The sequence below is a fragment of the Streptomyces sp. DT2A-34 genome (assembly GCF_030499515.1).
In the GTDB taxonomy this organism is placed as follows: domain Bacteria; phylum Actinomycetota; class Actinomycetes; order Streptomycetales; family Streptomycetaceae; genus Streptomyces.
Genome location: NZ_JASTWJ010000001.1, coordinates 2,796,500 through 2,820,141, shown reverse-complemented (window position 1 = coordinate 2,820,141; position 23,642 = coordinate 2,796,500). Strand labels below are relative to the sequence as shown.

The window sequence follows — 23,642 nt, the reverse complement described above, 5'->3', positions numbered from 1 at the left end:
ACTCGCGGGCCCTGGTTCCCGCGCCCCCGTACCCTGGAAGCGTTATGACTCACACCGCGCAGCCCTCCCGCCCCCTCCGCGTCCTCGCCGCCATGTCCGGCGGGGTCGACTCCGCCGTCGCCGCCGCCCGCGCGGCCGAGGCGGGCCACGACGTGACCGGCGTCCACCTCGCGCTCTCCGCGAACCCCCAATCCTTCCGCACGGGCGCGCGGGGCTGTTGCACCATCGAGGACTCCCGCGACGCCCGCCGCGCCGCGGACGTCATCGGCATCCCGTTCTATGTGTGGGACCTCGCCGACCGCTTCCGGGAGGACGTGGTCGAGGACTTCGTCGCCGAGTACGAGGCCGGCCGCACCCCGAACCCCTGCCTGCGCTGCAACGAGAAGATCAAGTTCGCGGCCCTGCTGGACAAGGCGCTGGCCCTCGGCTTCGACGCGGTCTGCACCGGCCACTACGCCACCGTCGTGCTGAACGAGGACGGCACACGCGAGCTGCACCGCGCCTCCGACATGGCCAAGGACCAGTCGTACGTCCTCGGCGTCCTGGACGAGAAGCAGCTGGCGCACGCGATGTTCCCGCTCGGCGACACGCTGACGACGAAGGACGAGATCCGCGCGGAGGCCGAGCGCCGCGGCCTGGCGGTCGCGAAGAAGCCCGACTCGCACGACATCTGCTTCATCGCCGACGGCGACACCCAGGGCTTCCTCGCCAACCGCCTCGGCAAGGCGGAGGGCGACATCGTCGACGAGTCGGGAGCCAAGCTCGGCACCCACGAGGGCGCGTACGGCTTCACCATCGGCCAGCGCAAGGGCCTGCGCATCGGCACCCCGGCCGCCGACGGCAAGCCGCGCTACGTCCTCGACATCTCACCGGTGAACAACACGGTGACGGTCGGCCCGGCGGCCTCCCTGGACGTCAGCGCCCTCACCGCCATCAAGCCCCGCTGGTGCGGCACCGCCCCGACCGGCCCCGGCACCTACACCGCACAGCTGCGCGCCCACGGCGGCGAGACCGAGGTGACGGCCGAGCTGATCGACGGCTCCCTGGAGGTCACGTTCACCGAGCCGGTCCGGGGCGTGGCACCCGGCCAGGCGATCGTCCTGTACGACGGCACGCGCGTGGTGGGGTCGGCGACGATCGCGTCGACGGTGCGGGCGACGGCGGGCGTGGCCTGAGCACAGGCGGGCGCCACGCGCGTGTGCGGAGCGGTACGGCTCACCCCCCGAAGAACTCCGCCAGCACCGGCCCCAGGACGTCCGGCTCGACCATGTGGGTCTGTCCCTCCAGGCTCCGATACGCCCCCTGGGGCACCGCCTCCGCGACCGCCCGCGATGCCTCGCGCATCCAGGCAGGGCTCGCGTCGCCCGCCACGGCCAGTACGGGGACCGTGATCGAGGCGAGCCGCGCCCGGGGCACCAGCCCGTCGCCCATCACGGCGTTGTCGTAGGCGAGGCTCGGCGCGACCGTCTCCATGCCGGCCCACATGGGGGACTGGCGGGCACCCCGGATCATCTGCTCCGCCATCCCGGTCAGCCGCAGGAACAGCTCGACGGCATCCCCGCGCCGACCCTGCGCGAGCGCCTCGGTCAGGTGCGCGGTGTACTCGGAGTGCTGTACGGCACCGCCCTCCAGAAAGTCGGCGAACGGCACCTCGTACACGGCGACCTGACGCACCGGAAGACCGCTCGCCGCCGCCTCCAACACCAGCGCACCGCCCGACGAGATGCCGCACAGCGCCGCCTCGCCGCCCACCGCCTCGATCAGCGCGGCAAGGTCCTCGACCTCGCGCTCCACCGCGTACGGCTGCGTGTCCCCGCTCTCGCCACGCCCTCGACGGTCGTACGCGACCACCCTGAAGCGGTCCGCCAGAGGCACGGCCAGCGGCGCCACCGTGCCCCCCGTGGACATCGCGCCGCTGACGAGGATCACCGCCGGACCGTCACCGCTGATCTCGTACGCGAGAGAGGTGCCGTCGGCCGAAAAGGTCTTCTTGTCCATGCCTGTGCAGATTGCCGTACGGCACGGGACTAATCGCTTACGACACTTCGACTTCGTAGAAGCAGAGGTGGTCCTTGATCTCGGCCACGTCCGGCTTCGGGTCCGGGTACGTCCAGACGAGGTCCGCCGCGTCCGGCAGCGACCAGTAGGAGGCCGTTCCCTTGAACGGGCAGTAGGTGTGCGTGTCGGAGGGCGTGAGCAGGTCCAGCCGTACGTCCTCGGCCGGGATGTAGTAGCGCACCGGACAGCCCGTCTCCCGCAGGAGAAGCGGCCGGTCGGTCTCCGCCAGGACCTGGTCGCCGTGGACGACCCGTACCCGCCGCGTGCCCTGCTCGATCGTGATCGTGTGTCCGTCAGCCATATCCGAAAAGCACTCGCGGGCGCCGGGTTCTTCCCGCATACGGTGGCTCCATGCGAATCTGCGTCTTCCTCTCCGCCGCCGACCTCGACGACCGTTACACGCGCCCCGCGCGCGAGTTCGCGAAACTCCTGGGCAAGGGCGGGCACACGCTCGTGTGGGGCGGCTCCGACGTGGGTCTGATGAAGGTCGTGGCCGACGGGGTGCAGGAGGCGGGCGGCCGGCTCGTCGGGGTCTCCGTGGAGTTCCTGGCCGCGAAGGTCCGCCCGGGCGTCGACGAGATGGTGATCGCGAAGGACCTCACCGAGCGCAAGAAGCTGCTTCTGGAGAAGGCCGACGCGGTGGTGATCATGGTCGGGGGCACGGGGACCCTGGACGAGGCCACGGAGATCCTGGAACTGAAGAAGCACGGCCACACGGACATGCCGGTGGTCCTGCTCAACACCGCGGGCTTCTACGACGGCCTGAAGGCACAGTTCCGCCGCATGGAGGACGAGGGCTTCCTGCCGCGTCCGCTGACCGACCTGGTGTTCTTCGCGGAGGAGCCGGTCGGGGCGCTGGCCTATCTGGAAGAGAGCCGGGGGATCGAGTGACCTCCCGCTGATGCGAGCATGGCGGGCATGGCTACACATGTGATCACCGGAGCGGGCTCCGGCATCGGCGCGGCCGTCGCCCGCCGCCTGCACGCGCGCGGGGACGAACTCGTCCTCCACGCGCGCGACGCGGGCCGCGCGAAGGAGCTGGCGGCGGAATTCCCCGGCGCGAAGACGCTGGTCGGCGATCTGGCGGACCCGGACAAGCTGTCCTGGGCCTTCTCGCACCAGACGCTGCCGGACCGGGTGGACTCCCTGCTCCACATCGCCGGGGTCGTGGACCTGGGTCCGGTGGGCGACCTGACGCCGAAGTCCTGGCGCCACCAGCTGAACGTCAACCTGATCTCCCCGGCCGAACTGACCCGCCACTTCCTCCCCCAACTCCGCGCCGCCCGCGGCCACGTGCTCTTCGTCAACTCGGGCGCCGGCCTCAACGCCCACGCCGACTGGTCCGCGTACGCCGCGTCGAAGCACGGCCTCAAGGCCCTTGCGGACTCCCTCCGCCACGAGGAACACGCCAACGGCGTCCGCGTCACCACCGTCTATCCCGGCCGCACGGCAAGCCCCATGCAGGCCAAGGTCCACCAGCAGGAGGGCAAGGAGTACGACGCGTCGAAGTGGATCGACCCCGAGTCGGTGGCGACGACGATCCTGATGGCCCTGGACCTCCCGAGGGACGCGGAGGTCAACGACCTGACGGTGCGGCCGGGGCGTTGACAGAGGCCTTTCGCCCCCGCCGCCCCTACCCGTCCCATCCCTGGGGGCCTGCGGCCCCCAGACCCCCGCTTCGGCTCCTGAACGGGCCTCGTCCTCAAACGCCGGACGGGCTGAGTACGTCAGCCCCTCCGGCGTTTGAGGAGCGGGGGTCCAGGGGGCGGAGCCTCCTGGCCGGGGTCGAAGGGGCGGAGCCCCTTGAGGATGGGACGGGTAGGGGCGGCGGGGGCGAAAACACTACGTAGGCTTCACCGCGTGAACGAAAACCCCACCTTCGCCCCCGCCACCGGCATCGGCTCCATGCCCGGCGGCGACGCCCGTGAGGCAGCCAAGACCGTCACCGGGTCCTTCGAGGACTTCCCTTTCCTCGCCGAACTGCCCGCCCGCGGCCCCGGCGCGGACATGATCGGGCGGACCGCCGGGATGCTGGTCGAGCTGTACGCGCGCGTGGAGCCCAGCGGGTGGCGGATCGGGGACCGGCCGGGGCGGGACACCAGGCGGGCCCGGTCATGGCTGGGGGAGGACCTCGACGCGCTGGAGGAGTTCACCCAGGGGTACGAGGGGCAGCTGAAGGTCCAGGCCGTGGGGCCCTGGACCTTGGCCGCCGCGCTGGAGCTGAGGAACGGCGAGGCCGCCCTCTCCGACCCCGGCGCCTGCCGCGACCTCGCCGCCTCGCTCGCCGAGGGCCTGCGGCTGCACCTGGAGGAGGTCCGCCGTCGGATCCCCGGCGCCCAACTCGTCCTCCAGCTCGACGAGCCCTCCCTCATCGCCGTACTGCGCGGCCAGGTCAAGTCCGCCAGCGGCTACCGCACCCACCGGGCGGTGGACCGGCAGCTCGTCGAGTCGACCCTCCGGGACGTCGTCGGGGTTCACGGCGACGGCCCCGTCGTGGTCCACTCGTGCGCACCCGACGTCCCGTTCGCCCTGCTGCGCCGGGCGGGCGCGGCGGCGATCTCCTTCGACTTCGCGCTCCTCACCGAGCGTGATGACGACGCGATCGGCGAGGCGGTGGAAGGGGGTACCCGGCTCTTCGCCGGTGTCGTCCCGGGCACGGACGGCCCATTGTCAGACCCTGCCGGTAGCGTCATGGGTGTCAGGACGTTGTGGCGCAGGCTGGGGCTGTCACCGGGGCTTCTCGCGGAGGCGGTCGCGCTCACGCCGTCGTGCGGACTCGCGGGGGCGTCCCCGGAGTACGCGCGCCAGGCGCTCGCCCACTGCGTCCGGGCGGCGAGATCCCTCGCGGACAACCCAGAGTAACGGGAGGACAACACGGTGGCCGGCGACAAGCAAGCGGAGACGACGGTGCCCGCCGAGGCGCGGGAGAAGCACGCGAAGCTCGCTGAGCGGATCGAGGAGCACCGCTTCCGGTACTACGTGAAGGACGCTCCCGTCATCAGCGACGCGGAGTTCGACAAGCTCCTGCGCTCGCTCGAAGCGCTGGAGGACGAGTATCCGGAACTGCGCACGCCGGACTCGCCGACCCAGAAGGTCGCGGGCGCGTACGAGACGGAGTTCACGGCCGTCCAGCACCGCGAGCGCATGCTGTCGCTGGACAACGCCTTCGACGATCTCGAGCTCGCCGCCTGGGGCGAGCGCGTCCACAAGGACGTCGGCACCTCGAAGTACCACTTCCTGTGCGAGCTCAAGGTCGACGGCCTCGCCGTCAACCTCACCTACGAGCACGGCCGCCTCACCCGCGCGGCGACCCGGGGCGACGGCCGCACCGGTGAGGACATCACCCCCAACGTCCGTACGATCGCGGACATTCCGGACCGCCTGAAGGGTGACCGCATCCCCGACCTCGTGGAGATCCGCGGCGAGGTCTACTTCCCGATGGAGAAGTTCGAGGAGCTCAACGCCCGCCTGGTCGGGGCCGGCGACAAGCCCTTCGCCAACCCGCGCAACGCGGCCGCCGGTTCGCTCCGCCAGAAGGACCCGCGCGTCACCGCGACCCGCCCGCTGCACATGGTCGTCCACGGCATCGGCGCCCTGGAGGGCTTCGACGGCATGACCCGCCTGTCGGAGGCGTACGACCTGCTGAAGACCTGGGGCCTGCCCACCGCCCGGCACAACAAGGTGGTCGACGACCTCGACGGCGTACGGGAGTTCATCGCGTACTTCGGCGAGAACCGCCACTCCGTGGAACACGAGATCGACGGGGTCGTCGTCAAGCTCGACCAGATTCCCCTCCAGGGCCGACTCGGCTCCACCTCGCGCGCGCCGCGCTGGGCGATCGCGTACAAGTACGCGCCGGAGGAGGTCAACACCAAGCTCGTCAACATCCGTGTGGGCGTGGGCCGTACGGGCCGGGTCACGCCGTACGCCCAGGTCGAGCCGGTCACGGTCGCGGGCTCGGAGGTCGAGTTCGCCACCCTGCACAACCAGGACGTCGTGAAGCTGAAGGGCGTCCTCATCGGCGACACCGTCGTGCTGCGCAAGGCCGGTGACGTCATCCCGGAGATCCTCGGGCCCGTCGTCGACCTGCGCGACGGCAGCGAGCGCGAGTTCGTGATGCCGGCCGAGTGCCCCGAGTGCGGTACGGCGCTTCGGCCCATGAAGGAGGGCGACGTCGACCTGCGCTGCCCGAACGCCCGCACCTGCCCGGCCCAGTTGCGCGAGCGTCTGTTCTACCTCGCGGGCCGCAAGGCCCTGGACATCGAGCACTTCGGCTATGTCGCCGCCGCCGCGCTCACCAAGCCGCTGGAGCCGTCCGAGCCGACGCTCGTGGACGAGGGCGACCTGTTCGACCTGACCGTCGAGCAACTGCTGCCCATCAGGGCGTACGTCCTCGACCAGGACAGCGGTCTGCCCAAGCGCGACCCGAAGACCGGCGAGGAGAAGATCGCCACGGTCTTCGCCAACCAGCAGGGCGAGCCGAAGAAGAACGCGGTCGCCATGCTGGAGAACATCGCCGCCGCCAAGGAGCGCCCGCTCGCCCGGATCATCACCGGCCTGTCGATCCGTCACGTCGGCCCGGTCGCCGCCGAGGCGCTGGCCCGCGAGTTCCGCTCCATCGACCGCATCGAACAGGCCAGTGAGGAGGAGTTGGCGAACACCGACGGTGTCGGCCCCATCATCGCCGCCTCGCTCAAGGAATGGTTCGCCGAGGAATGGCACCAGGAAATCCTCCGCAAGTGGAAAGCCGCCGGCGTCCGCATGGAGGAAGAGGGCTCCGGCGAGGACGAGGGACCGCGTCCGCTGGAAGGGCTTACCGTCGTCGTCACCGGCACGCTGGAGCACTTCACGCGCGACGGTGCCAAGGAGGCACTGCAAAGTCGCGGAGCGAAGGTGACCGGTTCGGTTTCGAAGAAGACGTCTTTTGTTGTCGTAGGTGACAGCCCTGGGTCCAAGTACGACAAGGCCATGCAGCTCAAGGTGCCTGTTCTGAACGAAGACGGCTTCAATGTCCTGTTGGAACAGGGGCCCGAAGCGGCGGCCGAAGTTGCTCTGCCCACAGCGGAGTAGCGGTTGAAGGCCATCGGATCGGCGCATACCAGATGCATACGGGTGGCTGGGGCGCATTCGGGCAACCGTTGACGACCGGTGCCCGAGGAAGCCTTCTGCGGCCTACTGTTGAGGGGTGCGCCTGCCGTGCCCAGCTGCGGTTGGGGCATCCCCTTGCTCTGAGAGGGCTTTCAAGGGCGAGGGGAAGGGTTTTCCAACGCGGTGCCGTTCAAGGTTGTTGTCAGGCATCGGGCCGCGTGGCGTGGGCACCGCCGGCTGTGAGAGGGACGGGAATGGAACCGACCGAGAGCGCCGCCCCGAACTCACCGCTGCGCCGGATGGCCGGCGTGTGGCGGGAGTGGGCGACGCGGACCGCGGAGCGTTCGCGCTCGGAAACAGGCGCGGGGAGCGCCGCCGGGCAGCGCACCGCGACGGAGGGTCGCAGCACCGTGCAGCTCGGTGCCGAGCACGCCGCCGACCTGCCGGGCTCCGAACACGAACGGCACCTGTCCTGGCCCGCGCTGCCCGCGGCGGTCGTCGCGGCGGCCGGGTTCGTCCTCGGCGCCGGGTTCTACCGGGCCTTCACCGGCCACCACGCCCTCTTTCCGTCCGGCACCGTCGGCTGGTCGCTGGCCGTGCTGACCGGCATCATCGTCGGCCACCTGGTCGCGCTCGGCCGCGCCCGCTGGTGGGGCGGCACCGGCTCCGGCGCCGCCCTCACCCTCGCCGTGCTGATGCTGTACGGCTGGGTGCCCGCCGGCATGGTCAGCCTCACCGTCGTCGTCCTGGTCGGCACAGCCCGCCGGGGCCGCTGGCGCCAGGGCGTGCTGCACGGCGCGGTCGACATCCTCGGCATCGCCGCCGGGGCCCTCGTGCTGGCAGCCTTCGGTCGGGTGCCGACCGTCGAGAACCCCTTGAACCCCGACACCTGGACGCTCTACACCGCCCCCGGCGTGGTCCTCGTCGCCGCCGCCTATCTCGCGGTCACCCGGGTCCTGATCTGGTATCTGCACGCCCCGCGCGGCGGCCTGCCCACCGTCGCCCGCACCGCGCTGGTCAGGCAAGGTCTGGTCGCTGTCGCCCTGCTCGGCATCACACCGCTGGTCTGTGTGGTCGCCACCGCCAAGCCCCTGCTGCTGCCGCTGTTCTCCATCCCCCTCATCGCCCTCGACTCCACCCTGTGGATCGCGCGGGCCAGGGCGGAGGAGCAGCTGCGCGATCCGCTGACCGGACTGCCCAACCGGCAGTGGCTGCTGGAGCGCATCTGGACCGCGCTCGACGACGCCGAGCGCATCGGTGCCCGATCCGCCCTGATGCTGATCGACCTCGACCGGTTCCGATCGGTCAACGACACGCTCGGTCATCTCGCCGGTGACCGGTTGCTGTTGCAGATAGCGGACCGGCTGCGCCTCGCCCTGCCCCGCGGAGCGGAGGCCGCGCGGCTCGGCGGTGACGAGTTCGCCGTCTTACTGCCCGTCGCCGACTCCACGACGTCCGCGACCCGGGTCGCCCGCGGCCTCGTCACCGCCCTCAGCTCCCCGCTCGACCTCGACGGGCTCACCCTGGTGCTGGAGGCGAGCGCCGGCGTCGCCGTCTTCCCCGACCACGCCCTCGACGCCGAGGGGCTGCTGCGACGCGCGGACGTGGCGATGTACCAGGCGAAGCGGGACCGCACGGGCGTAGAGGTCTACGAGTCGAAGCGGGACTCCAACACGCCGGACCGGCTGGGCCTGCTGGGGGATCTGCGCCGAGCCCTCGACGCGCACGAGGTCGAGCTGCACTACCAGCCGAAGGTCCGCTTCGACGGACAGGTCGCCGGCCTGGAGGCCCTGGTGCGCTGGGTGCATCCCGAGCGGGGGAAGGTGCCGCCGGACGAGTTCATAGCGATCGCCGAGTCCTCGGGGCTGATGCCGCACCTGACGGAGTACGTGCTGGAGACGGCGCTCGGACAGGTGGCGCAGTGGCGTTCCCAGGGCCTGTACGTGCCCGTCGCGGTCAACGTCTCGCCGCGCGACGTCCACACCCCCGGATTCGCCGGCTCCGTCGCCGCGCGCCTGGCCCGGCACGGCGTCCCGGCGGGAGCGCTCCAGCTGGAGATAACGGAACACGTCCTCCTGGAGGACCCGCAGCGCGCCGCCGACACCCTCGCCGGGCTGACCGGACACGGCGTGAAGATGTCCCTGGACGACTTCGGCACCGGGTACTCGTCCCTCGTGCACCTCAGACGGCTGCCGGTGAGCGAGCTGAAGATCGACCGCTCGTTCGTGGCCCGGCTGGCGGTGGACAACGAGGACGCGGAGATCGTGCGCTGCACGGTGGACCTGGCGCATTCGCTCGGCCTGCTCGTGGTCGCCGAGGGCGTCGAGGACGACGAGACGTGGGAACGCCTGCGGGACCTGGGCTGCGACGCCGTACAGGGCTGGCTGGTCGCGGCGGCGATGCCGGCGGAGGAGACGACGGCGTGGCTGCGGGCGCGGGGTTCGCGGGGGTGGGTGCGGCCGAAGGCGGCGCTTCCTGCGGCGGAGTGAGGTTCACGCACGGGGGGCGTGGCGACCTCCCCGCGTGTAGGAGTTCCGGGCGCCAACGGCTCACCTGCGCGTTGCAGTCCGGCCCCCCTGGGGAAACCGTTTCACGGGCACCAGCCCCCGCCCCATAGGATTGGCCCCAAACCACACTCACTCACCCCAGAGGATCGCTGCATGCCTGGCATCACGCGCGAGGAGGTCGCCCACCTCGCCCGGCTGGCGCGTCTGGAGCTGAAGCCCGAAGAGCTTGAACACTTCGCCGGCCAGCTGGACGACATCATCGGCGCGGTGGCCCGCGTCAGCGAGGTCGCCGACCAAGACGTACCGCCGACCTCGCACCCGCTTCCGCTGACGAACGTCATGCGCGCGGACGAGGTCCGTCCCTCGCTCACCCCCGAGCAGGCGCTCTCCGGCGCCCCGGCCCAGGAGCAGCAGCGTTTCAAGGTGCCGCAGATCCTGGGGGAGGACTAAGAAGTCATGACGGCCAAAAACATCGAATACTGCATCAAGCTCACGGCTGCCGAGACCGCCGCGAAGATCGCCTCCGGCGAGCTCACCGCGGTCGAGGTCACCGAGGCTCACCTCGCCCGCATCGAGGCCGTCGACGAGAAGGTGCACGCCTTCCTGCACGTCGACCGCGAGGGTGCCCTGGCCCAGGCCCGTGCCGTCGACGAGAAGCGGGCCAAGGGCGAGAAGCTCGGTCCGCTGGCCGGCGTTCCCCTCGCGCTCAAGGACATCTTCACCACCGAGGGCGTTCCGACGACCGTCGGTTCGAAGATCCTGGAAGGGTGGATTCCGCCGTACGACGCCACCCTCACCAAGAAGCTCAAGGCCGCTGACGTCGTCATCCTCGGCAAGACCAACATGGACGAGTTCGCCATGGGGTCGAGCACGGAGAACAGCGCGTACGGGCCGACCGGCAACCCCTGGGACCTCACCAAGATCCCCGGCGGCTCCGGCGGTGGTTCCGCCGCCGCGCTCGCGTCCTTCCAGGCGCCCCTCGCCATCGGCACCGACACCGGCGGCTCCATCCGCCAGCCGGCCGCCGTCACCGGCACGGTCGGCGTGAAGCCGACGTACGGGGCCGTGTCCCGGTACGGCATGGTCGCCTTCTCCAGCTCCCTGGACCAGGGCGGGCCCTGCGCCCGTACGGTCCTGGACGCGGCCCTGCTCCACGAGGTCATCGCCGGGCACGACCCGCTCGACTCCACGTCCATCGACGCCCCGGTCCCGCCGGTCGTCGAGGCCGCCCGCAACGGCAGCGTCCAGGGCATGCGCGTCGGCGTCGTCAAGCAGTTCCGCGGCGAGGGCTACCAGGCCGGCGTCATCCAGCGCTTCGACGAGTCCGTCGCTCTGCTCAAGGAGCTGGGCGCCGAGATCGTCGAGCTGGACTGCCCGTCCTTCGACCTCGCGCTCTCCGCGTACTACCTGATCGCGCCCTCCGAGTGCTCCTCCAACCTCGCCCGCTTCGACGGCCTGCGCTACGGCCTGCGGACCGGCGACGACGGCGCGCACTCCGCCGAGGAGGTCACCTCCCTCACCCGTGAGGCGGGCTTCGGTCCCGAGGTGAAGCGCCGCATCATGCTCGGCACGTACGCCCTGTCGAGCGGGTACTACGACGCGTACTACGGCTCCGCCCAGAAGGTCCGTACGCTCATCACCCGCGACTTCGAGAAGGCCTTCGAGCAGGTCGACGTGATCGTCTCGCCGACGACGCCGACCACCGCCTTCCCGATCGGCGAGCGTGCCGACGACCCGATGGCGATGTACCTCGCCGACCTGTGCACCATCCCGACGAACCTCGCGGGCAACGCGGCCATGTCGCTGCCCTGCGGTCTGGCCCCGGAGGACAACCTCCCGGTCGGCCTGCAGATCATCGCCCCGGCGCTGAAGGACGACCGGCTGTACAAGGTCGGGGCAGCCGTCGAGGCGGCCTTCGTGGAAAAGTGGGGCCACCCGCTGATCGAGGAGGCACCGTCGCTGTGAGTAAGGCAATGTCCAAGGCCAAGGGCTTCAAGAAGTCCAAGTCCGGCCTGTACCTGTCCATGGCCACCACCGCGTTCGGTGCGGTCAACGTCGTCAAGCAGGCCAAGAAGGCCCGCGTGGAGAGCGACACGCTGCGTCTGCTCGACGCCGCCGTGTCCGCCACCGCGATCGTCACCGGCCTCGCCATCCTCTACCGCGAGCTGAAGCGGCTGGGCGACGACGACGTCCTGCTGGGCTGAGAGGGAAGTTTCACCGTGACCACCACGACCGACCTGGTGTCGTACGAGGACGCACTCGCGTCGTACGACCCCGTCATGGGCCTTGAGGTCCATGTCGAACTCGGCACCAAGACCAAGATGTTCTGCGGCTGTTCGACCGCTCTCGGGCAGGACGCCAACACGCAGACCTGCCCCGTCTGCCTCGGCCTGCCCGGCGCGCTCCCGGTCGTCAACGCGACCGGCGTCGAGTCCGCGATCAAGATCGGTCTCGCGCTGAACTGCGAGATCGCCGAGTGGTGCCGCTTCGCCCGGAAGAACTACTTCTATCCGGACATGCCGAAGAACTTCCAGACCTCCCAGTACGACGAGCCGATCGCCTTCAACGGCTACCTGGACGTTCAGCTGGAGGACGGCGAGACCTTCCGTGTGGAGATCGAGCGCGCCCACATGGAGGAGGACACCGGCAAGTCGACCCACGTGGGCGGCGCGACGGGCCGTATCCACGGCGCCTCGCACTCGCTCCTCGACTACAACCGCGCCGGCATCCCGCTCATCGAGATCGTCACCAAGCCGATCGAGGGCGCGGGCGAGCGTGCCCCCGAGGTGGCGAAGGCGTACGTCCGTGAGCTGCGCGAGCTCATCAAGGCGCTCGGTGTGTCGGAAGCCCGCATGGAGATGGGGCAGATGCGCTGCGACGTGAACCTGTCGCTGCGCCCGAACGGCACCGAGAAGTTCGGCACCCGTTCGGAGACGAAGAACGTCAACTCGCTGCGGTCCGTGGAGCGTGCGGCCCGTTACGAGATCCAGCGTCACGCGGCCGTGCTGAGCAGCGGCGGGACGATCATCCAGGAGACCCGGCACTTCCACGAGGACACGGGGTCGACGACCTCGGGCCGTGTGAAGGAAGAGGCCGAGGACTACCGGTACTTCCCCGAGCCGGACCTGGTGCCGGTGGCCCCCTCGCGCGAGTGGGTCGAGGAGATCCGGGCGGCCCTTCCCGAGCTGCCGCTGGCCCGTCGTACCCGGCTCCTCGCGGAGTGGGGCATCTCGGCCACCGACATGCAGGCGATCCTCAACGCCGGCGCCCTGGAGCCGATCGTCGCCACGATCGACGCCGGTGCCGACGCGGCCTCCGCCCGCAAGTGGTGGATGGGCGAACTCGCCCGCAGCGCCAACGAGTCGGGCAAGTCGCTGGACGAGCTGGCCATCACCCCGGCGCAGGTCGCCCGGGTCACCGAGCTGGTCTCGAAGGGTGACCTGAACGACAAGCTGGCCCGCCAGGTCATCGAGGGCGTTCTCGCGGGCGAAGGCACCCCGGACGAGGTCGTCGACAAGCGCGGTCTGAAGGTCGTCTCCGACGAGGGCGCCCTCACCACCGCCGTCGAGGAGGCCATCGCCGGCAACCCGGGCATCGCCGACAAGATCCGCGGTGGCAAGGTGGCCGCGGCCGGCGCGCTGGTCGGCGCGGTCATGAAGGCGACCCGGGGTCAGGCCGACGCGGCCCGCGTCAAGGAGCTGATCCTGGAGAAGCTGGGCGTCAGCGAGGGCTGAGGCTCTTTCGGCAAACCGAGGGGGACGCGCCGCCACCGGTGCGTCCCCCTCGGCGCGTTGTCAGAGGCGGCGTCCTACGACCCGTACGAAGCCCAGCGTGCGGCCCTCGTCGGCCCGCACCATCTCACCGACCTCACGGGCCATGGTGCGATGGAACTCCTCCGGGCTCTCCTCGGCGATCACGTCGCACCACAGCAGCCAGTCCCGCCAGCCGTCCGGCTGCCAGTCGGCCGTCTCGACCTCGACGGCGCCACTGCGGGCCCAGTGCCGACGCCACCAGTCGGCGGTGTGGAAGCACCAGAAGTCGGGCTGCCACCACTGCTTGAGATGCTCCGGCGGCTCGATGCCGTCCGGCTCCTCCCGCAGGGCCGGTACGACGACCCCGATCCGCCCGCCCGGCTTGAGCAGCCGGGTCAAGTGTGGGCAGGTACAGGTCGTTCGTGCCGAAGTACTGGTACGCGTCGATGCTCACGATCGCGTCGAAGCTGCCCTCCGCGAACGGCAGGTCGTGCGCCTCGGTGTGCAAGGGCAGCACCCGGTCGGCGAAACCGGCCTCGGAGATGCGCTGCGCGTTCTCGTCCGGCTTGACCCACAGGTCGGCCGCGGTGACCTGGGCGTGGAACTCCCGGGCCAGGAAGACCGAGGTCATCGCCCGGCCGCAGCCCAGGTCGAGGACGCGGGCGCAGGGGCGCAGGGCTTCCAGGCCGAGGGCGGGGGCCAGCCACTCCAGCAGCCACAGTGCGTTCGGGCCCATCTGGTTCTCGATGACCCAACGGACGTCGTAGCTGTTGCTGCGCGGGTAGCGGGCGTGGGTCAGCCGCTTGGTGAGGTCCTCACTCGAGGTCCTCGGGGTGATGTCTGGCATCGGTGAACGGGCTCCTTGAGTCCTGGAAGACGGAAAGGGATACGGAGGAGCTCGGCCGGACGCTCAAACAATGCACCTGCCCAGGTCGGCGGCGATGTGCCGCGGCAACGGCTGACCTTCGGAAGCTAGCAGCCCGCCCTGCGGACCCGCATCCGGTTTCTCAGCGCGACGCGCTACGCTCGCCCGCCATGAGTGGACGCGGTGATTCCGAGATATCCGAGACGAGGGAGGACCGGACCGAGGCGCCCGAGGACGAGCGCGTCGAGGAACTGGTGGATGTCGAGGAACCGGAGGACGTCGAGGACCCGGCGCAGGTGGCGCGGCGGGCCCGCTGGACGGCTGCTGCCGCCGGGATGCTTCTGACGCTCGCCGGGCTGTCCGCGTCGGCGATACGGGCCACCGGGTCCGCGCCGGCCCTCGTCCCGGCCGCCTATGCGCTCGGCGCCGCCGTCTGCGCGCTCGCCGCCTTCCTCGGCTCGCGGGGTCGTACGCGCCGGGCGCTGTGGCTGCTCGTGACCGGCGTGATGGTGATGGCACTGGGGGATCAGTTCGACTGATGTGAAAGGCGTCACTCACGAACGACAGAGTGGCCGTTACTGTCCTGTGATCTGCCTCCCACTCGTGTGAATAAACCCACGAACGCGGCAAACGATCATTTTCGCCTGCAAGAGTTTGCTTCACATCGCTCACGCGTTCTTTGCGGGCTGTTCACTTCATGAACGACTGTTCCCGGTCAAAGATCCATAAATCGCCCCTGGGAGCTCGTTCGTGGCAGCCCTCGCACGCTGGTGTGTACAACGCCGCCTCCTCCCCCTCCTGCTGTGGCTCCTGGCCTTCGGCGGGGTGAGCGCGGCCGCCGCCGTCACGGGCTCCGCCTACTCGAACGACTACGAGGTCCCCGGCACCGAGTCGGGCCGCGCCACCCAGCTGCTTCAGGACGGTTTCCCCGGCCTCGGCGGCGACAGCGACACCGTCGTCTGGCACACCGAGTCCGGCACGGTCCGCGCCGCCGACGTCGAACAGACCATGACCCGCACCCTGGGCGAGATCGCGGACCTGCCCGGCGTCGCGGCCGTGGGCAGCCCGTACGACAAGCAGGGCGCCGCGCAGATCAGCGAGGACGGGCACACGGCGTACGCCACCGTCACCTTCGACACCGGCGCCGAGAACCTCGACAAGGGCGAGGCGCAGGCCGTGGTGAGCGCGGCCAAGGCCGCCGAGGCCGACGGACTCCAGGTGGAGCTGGGCGGGAGCGCCGTGGGGCTCACCGAGTCGCCGGGCGGGCATCTCGCCGAGGTCGTCGGGGTGGCCGTCGCCGCGGTCGTGCTGTTCCTCGCCTTCGGCTCGCTCGCCGCCTCACTGCTGCCCATCGCCACCGCGCTGGTCGGCGTCGGCACCGCGTACGCCGGGATCGTGCTGCTCGGGCACGCCATGACCGTCGCCGACTTCGCGCCCATGCTCGGGATGCTCATCGGGCTCGGCGTCGGCATCGACTACGCGCTGTTCATCGTCACCCGGCACCGGCGCGGCCTGAAACGCGGGCTGTCCGTCACCGAGTCGATCACGAACGCCGTGGCGACCACCGGACGCGCGGTCGTGTTCGCGGGTGCCACGGTGTGCATCGCCCTGCTCGGGATGCTGATCCTCCGGCTCGGCTTCCTCAACGGCGTCGCGATAGCCGCGTCCCTGACCGTGGTCCTGACGGTCGCGGCCTCCGTGACCCTGCTGCCCGCCCTGCTGTCCTTCATCGGCCTGCGCGCCCTGAGCCGCCGCGAGCGGCGCCGGCTGACGGAGCACGGGCCCGAGCCCGAGCTGCCGACCGGGTTCGCCGCCCGCTGGTCGGCGTTCGTGGAGCGCCACCCCAAGGTGCTCGGCGCGATCGCCCTGGCCGTCGTCACGGTCCTCGCACTGCCCACCCTCGGCCTGCGCCTCGGCACCTCCGACCAGGGCAACAACCCGGAGTCCTCCACCACCCGCCAGGCCTACGACCTCCTCGCCGACGGCTTCGGCCCCGGCGTGAACGGCCCCCTCACCCTGGTCACCAAGGTCGACGGCGGCGACGACAAGCTCGCCCTCGACAACCTCGACGCCACCCTGCGCCACACCGAGGGCGTCGCGTCGGTGACCCCGGCGACGTACAACACCGGCGGCGACACCGCGTACCTCACCGTCGTACCGGAGTCCTCCCCGCAGTCGCGGCAGACCAGCGACCTCGTCGACCGGCTGCGCTCCGAGGTCCTGCCGCGCGCCGAGACCGGCACCTCGCTCGATGTGCACGTCGGCGGTATGACGGCCGGCTACGACGACTTCGCCGACGTGATCGTCGGCAAGCTGCCGCTGTTCGTCGGGGTCGTCATCGGCCTGGGCTGTCTGCTGCTCCTGCTCGCCTTCCGGTCGGTCGGCATACCTCTGAAGGCCGCGGTGATGAACGTGGCCGCGGTCGCCGCCGCCTTCGGCGTCGTCGTAGCGATCTTCCAGTGGGGCTGGGGGAGCGAGTTGCTGGGCCTGGGCCGCGCGGGTCCGATCGAGCCCTTCCTCCCGGTCATCATGGTGTCGGTGCTGTTCGGCCTCTCCATGGACTACCAGGTCTTCCTCGTCAGCCGGATGTACGAGGAGTGGCTGGAGACCGGTGACAACCGGCGGGCCGTCCGGGTCGGCCTCACCGAGACCAGCCGGGTGATCAACTCCGCCGCCGTCATCATGATCTCGGTGTTCCTCGCCTTCGTCCTCAGCGGTGACCGCGTGATCGCCATGTTCGGCATCGCCCTTGCCGCCGCCGTCGCCCTGGACGCCTTCGTCCTGCGCACACTCCTCGTCCCCGCCCTGATGCACATGCTCGGCGCCGCCAACTGGTGGCTGCCCCGCTGGCTCGACCAGCGCATGCCCCGCATCAGCATCGAGCCGCCCGAGTCCCGTGCCGCCCATGAGAGGCTGGCCGCCGTGACGGACGCCGAGGTGGCGGACGTGCTGGCGGGGGAGGAGCGACAGCGGGATGTACGCGATATCGCTGGGTGACGACGGAGCCGAACTGCGGCCCCTGGAGCCGTGGCACGCCGAGGAGTTCCTCGCCCACCTGGAGCGGGGGAGGGACTTCATCAACCAGTACGTCCCCTTCGGCTCCAAGGCCGTCGACGTGGACTCCGCGCGCGAGGCACTCCAGCGGTACGCCGACATGCGCGCCGCCGACACCGGATCCCTGCACGGCATCTGGCTGGACGGAAAACTCGTGGGCGGCGTGCTCTTCCTCAACTTCGAGGCGGAGAACGCCAACTGCGAGATCGGCTGCTGGCTGGAACCCGCGGGCACCGGCCGCGGGCTCGTCACGCGCGCGATGCGCGTGCTCATCGACTTCGCGATCGAGCGGCGCGGCATCCACCGCGTCGAGTGGATCGCCGCCGCCGGGAACACGCCCAGCCTGAACGTGGCCCGGCGCCTCGGCATGACCCGCGAGGGCGTGCGGCGGGAGAGCTACCCCTATCGTGGGGTGCGGCACGACCTCGAGGTGTGGTCGATCCTGGCCCCCGAGTGGCGTGAGGCACGCGCGCGTGCCGCCCACAACGACCATGAAGAGTCCTCTCGATCATTACTCGATCATTAAGAGACCTCTCAGACAGCGTCCGTACGGTGCGAGGCATGGGAACGAAGACAGTGGACGAGACCGGCGCCGACAGCGGCACCGAGGTGAAGACCGACGAGGAGAAGGTGGACGTCGTCCAGACGACCGACGCCACCGGCTCCGCCGACGCCGACCAGGCGACGGAGACCGACGAGACCGAGGAAGAGGTGGCCGTCGAGGCGACGGAAGAGGGCCCCTCCGGCGTCGGCCAGGGCGCGGGCGCGGTCGTCTCCGCGGCGCTCGGCCTTGTCTCCCTGAGCGGCGGCTGGCTCGGTACGGTCGCCTCAGCGCGGCAGTCCCTCTACGCCCAGCTGGAGTCCTCGACGTCGTCGTCCCAGAACGTCTCCAAGCTTCTTGAGCAGGGCTACGGGGACGCCTGGAACGCCACCGCCCTGTGGGCCGGCGCCTTCGCGCTCCTCGCGCTGATCGTCGGCGTCGTCGTGCTCGCCCGGCCCGCGTTCGGGGCGCCCGGCAAGCCGCAGGCCGTGTGGATCAAGTCGGTCGCCTGGGGCGGTGTCTCGCTGGGCGTCATCGGCCTGCTGCTGGCCGTACTCAAGTACACCGACGTCCTGCTCGGCGTGCCGTCAGTGGGCTGAATCACCGCAGGTCCCGAGGGGCCTCAGGGCCGCCGTAAGCACATCGGACGGCGCTCTGAGGCCCCTTACGCGTGTCTGAGGCACCCCCCGCCGCCGAAGATGCGGAACTCTCCCGATGTGGCGGACCCGCCTGGGAGACGAAGGTGGAGGCATCGCACCAAGCGAGCCCGAAATCCGACTCTCACCAGGAAAAACGAGGGATCCGCCATGTACGAGTACGAGCTCCAGCACCTCCGTGCCGCCGAACTGATCCGCCAGGCCGAGCACGAACGCCTGGTCCGCGAGGCCGTCCGCGGCCGCCGCGCCGCGAAGCGCTCCGCTGAGGGCGCGGCGGAGGCGGAGGCGCATACGTGGCGCCTCCGCAGGCACCGGCATCCGCGTGCCGCGTGAAGGCGGGGGACACGGGGGTGAGGGTCGGCGCCGGCCCGGGTCATCCAGCCCGTCCGGGGGGCGGCAGCCCCCAGAAAACCGGTGCCGGGCTGTCAGTCGTGCATGCGATGCTCGGGCCCGTGCAGAGCCAGTCCGTAAGCCCCGTGTTCGTCGGCCGCGCAACCGAGTTGGAGACCCTGAACGACGCCCTCGCCCTTGCCGCCGGAGGCAACCCGCAGGCCTTGGTGATCGGCGGAGAAGCCGGGGTCGGCAAGACGCGGCTCGTCGAGGAGTTCACCGCTGCCGCCGGCCGCGCGGGCGCCGTCGTCGCGCTCGGCGGCTGCGTGGAGATCGGCGCCGACGGGCTGCCCTTCGCGCCGTTCTCCACCGCGCTACGAGCCCTGCGGCGCGCACTCCCCGGCGAGCTTGCCGACGCGGCCGCAGGGCAGGACGAGGAACTGGCCCGGCTACTGCCCGAGTTGAGCGATCCGGCGCTGTCCCGCGGGACGGACCGGTCCGACGAGGAGGGCATGGCCCGCCTCTTCGAACTCACCGCCCGCCTGCTGGAGCGCGTCGCCGCCGGCCGCACGGTCGTCGTCGCCCTGGAGGACCTGCACTGGGCCGACGCCTCCACCCGCCACCTCCTCGCCTATCTCTTCCGCACCCTGCGCACCGGCCGCCTCGTCGTCCTGGCCACCTACCGCTCCGACGACATCCACCGCCGCCACCCGCTGCGTCCGCTCCTCGCCGAACTCGACCGGCTGCGCACGGTCCGCCGTATCGAAGTCGGCCGCTTCAACCGCGCCGAGGTCGGCCGCCAGATCGCCGGCATCCTCGCCACGGAACCCGATCCGGCCCAGGTCGACGAGATCTTCGAACGCTCCGACGGCAACGCCTTCTTCGTCGAGGAACTCGCCGTCGCCGCCCACGAGGGCTGCCGCACGGGCCTCACCGACACCCTGCGCGATCTGCTCCTCGTGCGGGTGGAGGGGCTGCCCGAGGCCGCCCAGCGGGTCGCCCGGATCGTCGCCGAGGGCGGCTCCACCGTCGAGTACCGGCTGCTCGCCGCCGTCGCGGGGCTCGCCGAGGACGACCTCATCGAGGCGCTGCGGGCCGCCGTGAACGCCAACATCCTCATCGCCGCACCCGGTGGCGACGGCTACCGCTTCCGCCACTCCCTGGTCCGCGAGGCCGTCGGCGACGATCTGCTGCCCGGCGAGCGTTCCCGCCTCAACCGCCGTTACGCGGAAGCACTGGAGGCCGACCCGACGCTCGTCCCGGCCGACGAGCGCGTCATGCGCCTGGCCAGCTACTGGTACCACGCCCACGACCCCGCCAAGGCCCTGCCCGCCGTCCTGGACGCCTCCGTCACCGCCCGCCGCAGGCACGCCCACTCCGAGCAACTGCGGCTGCTGGAACGCGCGATGGAGCTGTGGGACTCCGCACCCGAGGACGTCCGGGCGAAGCTGCGCCCCGTCGACTACACCGAGGTCTACCCGCCCTGCGGTTGCGACCCGGAGACCACACCCCTGCGCTACCTCGACCTGATGGCCGAGGCCGCCGTCGCCGGACGGCTGTGCGGGGAGCGCGAACGCGCCCTGAAGATCACCAAGCGGGCCCTGCGCCTCCTGGAGGACGAGGGCGGCGACCCCCTGCGCGCCGCCTGGTTCTGGGTCCAGCGCTCCCGCCTGGTCGAGGCCCTGGCCCGCGGCGACGGCTGGCAGGAACTCGGCACCGCGAAGGAACTGGTGCGCGGCCTGCCGCCGTCCGAGGTGCACGCCGAGGTGCTGGCCACCTCGGCCAACTGGGCGATGCTGCGCGACCCCGGCCCCGAGGCCATGTCGGCCGCCGAGCGCGCCGTCGAGTACGCGCGCATGGTGGGCGCCGAGGACATCGAACTGAACGCCCGCCTCACGCTCGGCCAACTCCTGGTCGACGCCGGGCACATCGAGGCCGGGCTGGCCCAGATGTACGAGGTCAGGGACGAGGTGACGGCCCGCGGCCTGACCACCGTGGTGGGCCGCAGCCATGTGAACCTCCCGTCCGTCCTGGAAGGCATCGGCCGCTCCGAGGACGCCGTCGGCATCCTGCGCGAGGGCCTGCGCCTCACCCAGGAGTGGGGCCTGCGCGACTCCGAGGCCTGGGTCTGGGCGAACCTCGCCAAGTCACTGATCTCCCTCGGCCACTGGGACGAGGCCGCCCAAGCCGCGGTCAACGCCCAGCGGACGGGGCAGTCCGCCAGGCCGCGCGGCGGCGGCTCCAACAGCCTCGCCCACCTCGCGCTCGCCCGGGGCGACATCGCCGAGGCCGCCCGCCACCTGGCCGCCGGCCGCGCCGCCTACGGCACGCACGACCCCATGCCGCAGAACAGCCTGCGGATGTCCTGCCTCGCCGTCGGCACAGCCGCCGCCGAGGGCCGCCTCCTCGACGCCCGCGCGGAGGCCGACCGGGTCCTGAGCGCCGGTTTCCCGCCCGGCAGCCAGCGCTACGCCTGGCCGCTGCTACTGGCCGCCGCCGTCGTCGAGTCCGACGCCCGCGGCCACGCGCTGCCCGCCGCGCAGCAGGGCCGCGCCGCCTTCCTGGAACGGCTCTTCGAGGCCACCCGCAAGCTCACCACCGGCGCACCGCTGTGGCTGGCCTACGAGAAGTGGACCCGAGCCGAACTCGCCCGGGCCGAGAACCGGGCCACCCCCGACACCTGGTCGGACGTGATCACCGCCTTCGAGGCCCTGGAGCGCCCCTACGACCTCGCCCAGGTCCGCCACCGTCTGGCCGAGGCGCTGCTCGCGATCGGCGGCGAGGACGAGCGCGCCCGCGCCACGGAACTGCTCCGCCTGACCCGGGCCACCGCCGTCCACCTGGGCGCCCGCCCCCTCGCCGACGCCACGACCCACCTGGCCCAGCGAGCCCGCCTCACCCTCACCGCAGCCCCGCCCCCGACCGACCCGGCCGGCTCCCTCGGCCTCACCACCCGGGAACGAGACGTCCTGCGCCTGGTCTCCGCCGGCCGCACCAACCGCCAGATCGCCGGGGAACTCTTCATCTCCCCGAAGACGGCCAGCGTGCATGTGTCGAACATCCTGGGGAAACTCGGCGTCTCGGGGAGGGGCGAGGCGGCCGCGGTGGCACATCGGATGGGGCTGTTTCCGGCCGAAACGCTCACGTCTGGGACGAGTGGCTGAGGTTTACGCTGTAAAGGACGATGGCCCCGGGAGGCTCCGTGTTCAACGCGTTCGAGGAACTCTTCGCACCCGGCCGCAAACACACCCGCGACGAACAGAACCGTCTGGAACTGACCCGCGAGGACGTCGGAGACAACGACCCCGGGCGCGGACCGATAGATCTCGCGTCCGGGAAGGTGGTCGTACGGCAGCCCGAGCCGACGGCCGGGGAGTTCGACGAGGACCAGGACGACGACGGGGAGGAGTGAGGGCGGCTCCTCAGCTCACCCGCACCTCCAGGATTCTGTCGTCCCCGTCCTTCGGGCTGCCCCGGCCGTCCGTGTTGCTCGTCGTCACCCACAGTTTGTCGCCGCCCGCCGACACCACCGTCCGCAGCCGGCCGTACTCGCTCTCCAGGAAGGCCTGCGGGTCCGCCGAGGCCTCCGTGCCCTTCAGAGGGACGCGCCACAGGCGCTGGCCCTTCAGGCCGGCCATCCAGACGGAGCCCTCGGCATAGGCGATGCCGCTGGGGGAGGCCTCGTCCGTGCCCCATTGGGCCAGTGGGTTGTGGTACCGGGCGTCGTCGGACTTGCCCTCGACCTCCGGCCAGCCGTAGTTGTCGCCCGGCTTGATCGCGTTCAGCTCGTCCCAGGTGTCCTGGCCGAACTCCGCGGCGAACAGGCGCTGTTCGGCGTCCCAGGCCAGGCCCTGGACGTTCCGGTGGCCGTACGAGTACACGGGGGAGTCGGGGAAGGGATTGCCCGGGGCCGGTTCACCTTCCGGTGTCAGGCGCAGGATCTTGCCGCCCGTGGACTCCTTGTCCTGGGACAGGCCCGTGTCGCCGCTCTCGCCCGTGCCCGCGTACAGCATCTTGTCCGGGCCGAAGGCGATTCGGCCGCCGTTGTGGATGAAGCCCTTGGGGATGCCCTTGAAGATCGTGTCGGGCGCGCCCAACCGCTCGCCCGACGGCTTCTGCTCGTCGTACAGCATCCGGACGATGCGGTTGTCCGAGGCCGAGGTGAAGTACGCGTAGACCATGTGGTCCGAGGCGTAGTCCGGCGACAGCGCCAGGCCCATGAGGCCGCCCTCGCCCGCCGGTGACACCCCCGGTACCTCGCCCAGCTCGGACTTCTTACCCGTCTCCCTGTCGATCCGCGTGATGGTGGCCTCGTCGCGGGAGGAGACGAGCAGGTCGCCGTCGGGGAGCGGGGCCAGGCCCCAGGGCGTGTTCAGGCCCTCGGCGACCGTGCGCAGCACCTTGACCGAGCCCTGTGCCGGCGGGGTCTCCTCGGCCGCCCGGGAAGGCGGCGACCCCGACCCCGTAGTGCTCGATGCCGCGCTCCCGGCCTGCCCCGGTGATCCCCCGTCTTCGGAGGAACAGCCGACCGTCAGCAGGAGCGCGGCCGTGGCCATTGCGGCCGTCACAACTCGACGTTGCACGATCAAGGTCCCTTCGAAGCGGCGGAGTTCTACTTTTCTTACACCGCTCGACGCCTCACAGGTTCCCGATCCATGAACCTTGAATCACCCGCCCGGGCTATCGCCCGGCCCTCGCTTGGCCTCCGCCCGGTCCTCGCTTGGCCTCTGCCCGGTCCCCGCCCGGCCTCTGCCCGGGCCCCACCCGGTCTCCGGCTGGTCCCCGCCCATC

Annotated in this window: 20 protein-coding genes and 1 pseudogene; 17 read left to right on the top strand and 4 right to left on the bottom strand. The window is 71.1% G+C overall.

Annotated features, from left to right (window positions below; translation table 11 throughout):
- The first annotated feature begins 44 nt into the window (after positions 1 to 44).
- Positions 45 to 1,175, top strand: coding sequence for a tRNA 2-thiouridine(34) synthase MnmA (gene mnmA, locus QQM39_RS12200; RefSeq protein WP_301996708.1), 1,131 nt, complete (start codon positions 45 to 47; stop codon positions 1,173 to 1,175).
- A gap of 40 nt (positions 1,176 to 1,215) precedes the next feature.
- On the opposite strand, the gene QQM39_RS12195 is transcribed toward mnmA, so the two are convergent.
- Both QQM39_RS12195 and QQM39_RS12190 read right to left on the bottom strand, forming a co-directional pair.
- Positions 1,216 to 1,998 carry an alpha/beta fold hydrolase gene (locus QQM39_RS12195; protein WP_301996706.1) on the bottom strand — a complete coding sequence of 261 codons (783 nt, stop codon included), beginning with the start codon at positions 1,996 to 1,998 and terminating at the stop codon, positions 1,216 to 1,218.
- A gap of 37 nt (positions 1,999 to 2,035) precedes the next feature.
- The gene (locus QQM39_RS12190; protein WP_301996705.1) at positions 2,036 to 2,359 is read right to left on the bottom strand and encodes a DUF427 domain-containing protein; all 324 of its coding nucleotides are present in this window, start codon (positions 2,357 to 2,359) and stop codon (positions 2,036 to 2,038) included.
- A 50-nt stretch (positions 2,360 to 2,409) separates the two neighbouring features.
- Here QQM39_RS12190 and QQM39_RS12185 point away from each other — a divergent pair, with 50 nt between their 5' ends.
- The 9 genes from QQM39_RS12185 (at position 2,410) to gatB (ending at position 13,387) form a co-directional block, all read left to right on the top strand.
- Positions 2,410 to 2,949, top strand: a complete 540-nt coding sequence (locus tag QQM39_RS12185; RefSeq protein WP_301996704.1) for a TIGR00730 family Rossman fold protein — start codon at positions 2,410 to 2,412, stop codon at positions 2,947 to 2,949.
- Between the two features lie 27 nt (positions 2,950 to 2,976).
- Positions 2,977 to 3,666: an SDR family oxidoreductase gene (locus tag QQM39_RS12180; RefSeq protein WP_301996703.1), complete on the top strand. Its 690-nt coding sequence runs from the start codon at positions 2,977 to 2,979 to the stop codon at positions 3,664 to 3,666.
- Positions 3,667 to 3,918: 252 nt separating this feature from the next.
- On the top strand, positions 3,919 to 4,920 hold the full coding sequence (locus tag QQM39_RS12175; RefSeq protein WP_301996702.1) for a methionine synthase: 1,002 nt from the start codon (positions 3,919 to 3,921) through the stop codon (positions 4,918 to 4,920).
- 15 nt (positions 4,921 to 4,935) lie between these two features.
- The gene (gene ligA / locus QQM39_RS12170; protein ID WP_301996701.1) at positions 4,936 to 7,128 is read left to right on the top strand and encodes an NAD-dependent DNA ligase LigA; all 2,193 of its coding nucleotides are present in this window, start codon (positions 4,936 to 4,938) and stop codon (positions 7,126 to 7,128) included.
- A gap of 272 nt (positions 7,129 to 7,400) precedes the next feature.
- On the top strand, positions 7,401 to 9,635 hold the full coding sequence (locus tag QQM39_RS12165; protein ID WP_301996699.1) for a bifunctional diguanylate cyclase/phosphodiesterase: 2,235 nt from the start codon (positions 7,401 to 7,403) through the stop codon (positions 9,633 to 9,635).
- A gap of 171 nt (positions 9,636 to 9,806) precedes the next feature.
- Positions 9,807 to 10,103: an Asp-tRNA(Asn)/Glu-tRNA(Gln) amidotransferase subunit GatC gene (gatC, locus tag QQM39_RS12160; protein WP_007384860.1), complete on the top strand. Its 297-nt coding sequence runs from the start codon at positions 9,807 to 9,809 to the stop codon at positions 10,101 to 10,103.
- Between the two features lie 6 nt (positions 10,104 to 10,109).
- On the top strand, positions 10,110 to 11,618 hold the full coding sequence (gatA, locus tag QQM39_RS12155; RefSeq protein WP_301996698.1) for an Asp-tRNA(Asn)/Glu-tRNA(Gln) amidotransferase subunit GatA: 1,509 nt from the start codon (positions 10,110 to 10,112) through the stop codon (positions 11,616 to 11,618).
- Positions 11,619 to 11,626: 8 nt separating this feature from the next.
- On the top strand, positions 11,627 to 11,857 hold the full coding sequence (locus QQM39_RS12150) for a hypothetical protein (RefSeq protein WP_302003557.1): 231 nt from the start codon (positions 11,627 to 11,629) through the stop codon (positions 11,855 to 11,857).
- Between the two features lie 15 nt (positions 11,858 to 11,872).
- Positions 11,873 to 13,387 (top strand): Asp-tRNA(Asn)/Glu-tRNA(Gln) amidotransferase subunit GatB, encoded by a 1,515-nt coding sequence (gatB, locus tag QQM39_RS12145; RefSeq protein ID WP_301996697.1) that lies wholly within the window; start codon positions 11,873 to 11,875, stop codon positions 13,385 to 13,387.
- 60 nt (positions 13,388 to 13,447) lie between these two features.
- Here gatB and QQM39_RS12140 read toward each other — a convergent pair.
- Positions 13,448 to 14,252 (bottom strand): annotated as a pseudogene (locus QQM39_RS12140) (cyclopropane-fatty-acyl-phospholipid synthase family protein).
- A gap of 188 nt (positions 14,253 to 14,440) precedes the next feature.
- On the opposite strand from QQM39_RS12140, the gene QQM39_RS12135 reads away from it, so the two are divergent.
- The 7 genes from QQM39_RS12135 (at position 14,441) to QQM39_RS12105 (ending at position 22,263) form a co-directional block, all read left to right on the top strand.
- Entirely contained in the window at positions 14,441 to 14,809 is a 369-nt protein-coding gene (locus QQM39_RS12135) for a hypothetical protein (RefSeq protein ID WP_301996696.1), read from the top strand.
- A gap of 211 nt (positions 14,810 to 15,020) precedes the next feature.
- Positions 15,021 to 17,267 carry an MMPL family transporter gene (locus tag QQM39_RS12130; RefSeq protein ID WP_301996695.1) on the top strand — a complete coding sequence of 749 codons (2,247 nt, stop codon included), beginning with the start codon at positions 15,021 to 15,023 and terminating at the stop codon, positions 17,265 to 17,267.
- Positions 17,245 to 17,850 (top strand): GNAT family N-acetyltransferase, encoded by a 606-nt coding sequence (locus tag QQM39_RS12125; protein ID WP_301996694.1) that lies wholly within the window; start codon positions 17,245 to 17,247, stop codon positions 17,848 to 17,850. Before QQM39_RS12130 ends, QQM39_RS12125 begins: the two co-directional genes overlap by 23 nt.
- A gap of 35 nt (positions 17,851 to 17,885) precedes the next feature.
- Positions 17,886 to 18,464, top strand: a complete 579-nt coding sequence (locus QQM39_RS12120; RefSeq protein WP_301996693.1) for a hypothetical protein — start codon at positions 17,886 to 17,888, stop codon at positions 18,462 to 18,464.
- Between the two features lie 207 nt (positions 18,465 to 18,671).
- A complete protein-coding gene (locus QQM39_RS12115; RefSeq protein WP_301996692.1) occupies positions 18,672 to 18,854 on the top strand; it encodes a hypothetical protein in 183 nt (60 codons plus the stop codon).
- A 107-nt stretch (positions 18,855 to 18,961) separates the two neighbouring features.
- Entirely contained in the window at positions 18,962 to 22,015 is a 3,054-nt protein-coding gene (locus QQM39_RS12110) for a helix-turn-helix transcriptional regulator (RefSeq protein WP_302003556.1), read from the top strand.
- A 38-nt stretch (positions 22,016 to 22,053) separates the two neighbouring features.
- Positions 22,054 to 22,263 (top strand): DUF6191 domain-containing protein, encoded by a 210-nt coding sequence (locus tag QQM39_RS12105; protein ID WP_301996691.1) that lies wholly within the window; start codon positions 22,054 to 22,056, stop codon positions 22,261 to 22,263.
- Positions 22,264 to 22,273: 10 nt separating this feature from the next.
- On the opposite strand, the gene QQM39_RS12100 is transcribed toward QQM39_RS12105, so the two are convergent.
- The gene (locus QQM39_RS12100; RefSeq protein ID WP_302003555.1) at positions 22,274 to 23,407 is read right to left on the bottom strand and encodes a sorbosone dehydrogenase family protein; all 1,134 of its coding nucleotides are present in this window, start codon (positions 23,405 to 23,407) and stop codon (positions 22,274 to 22,276) included.
- Between the last annotated feature and the right edge of the window lie 235 nt (positions 23,408 to 23,642).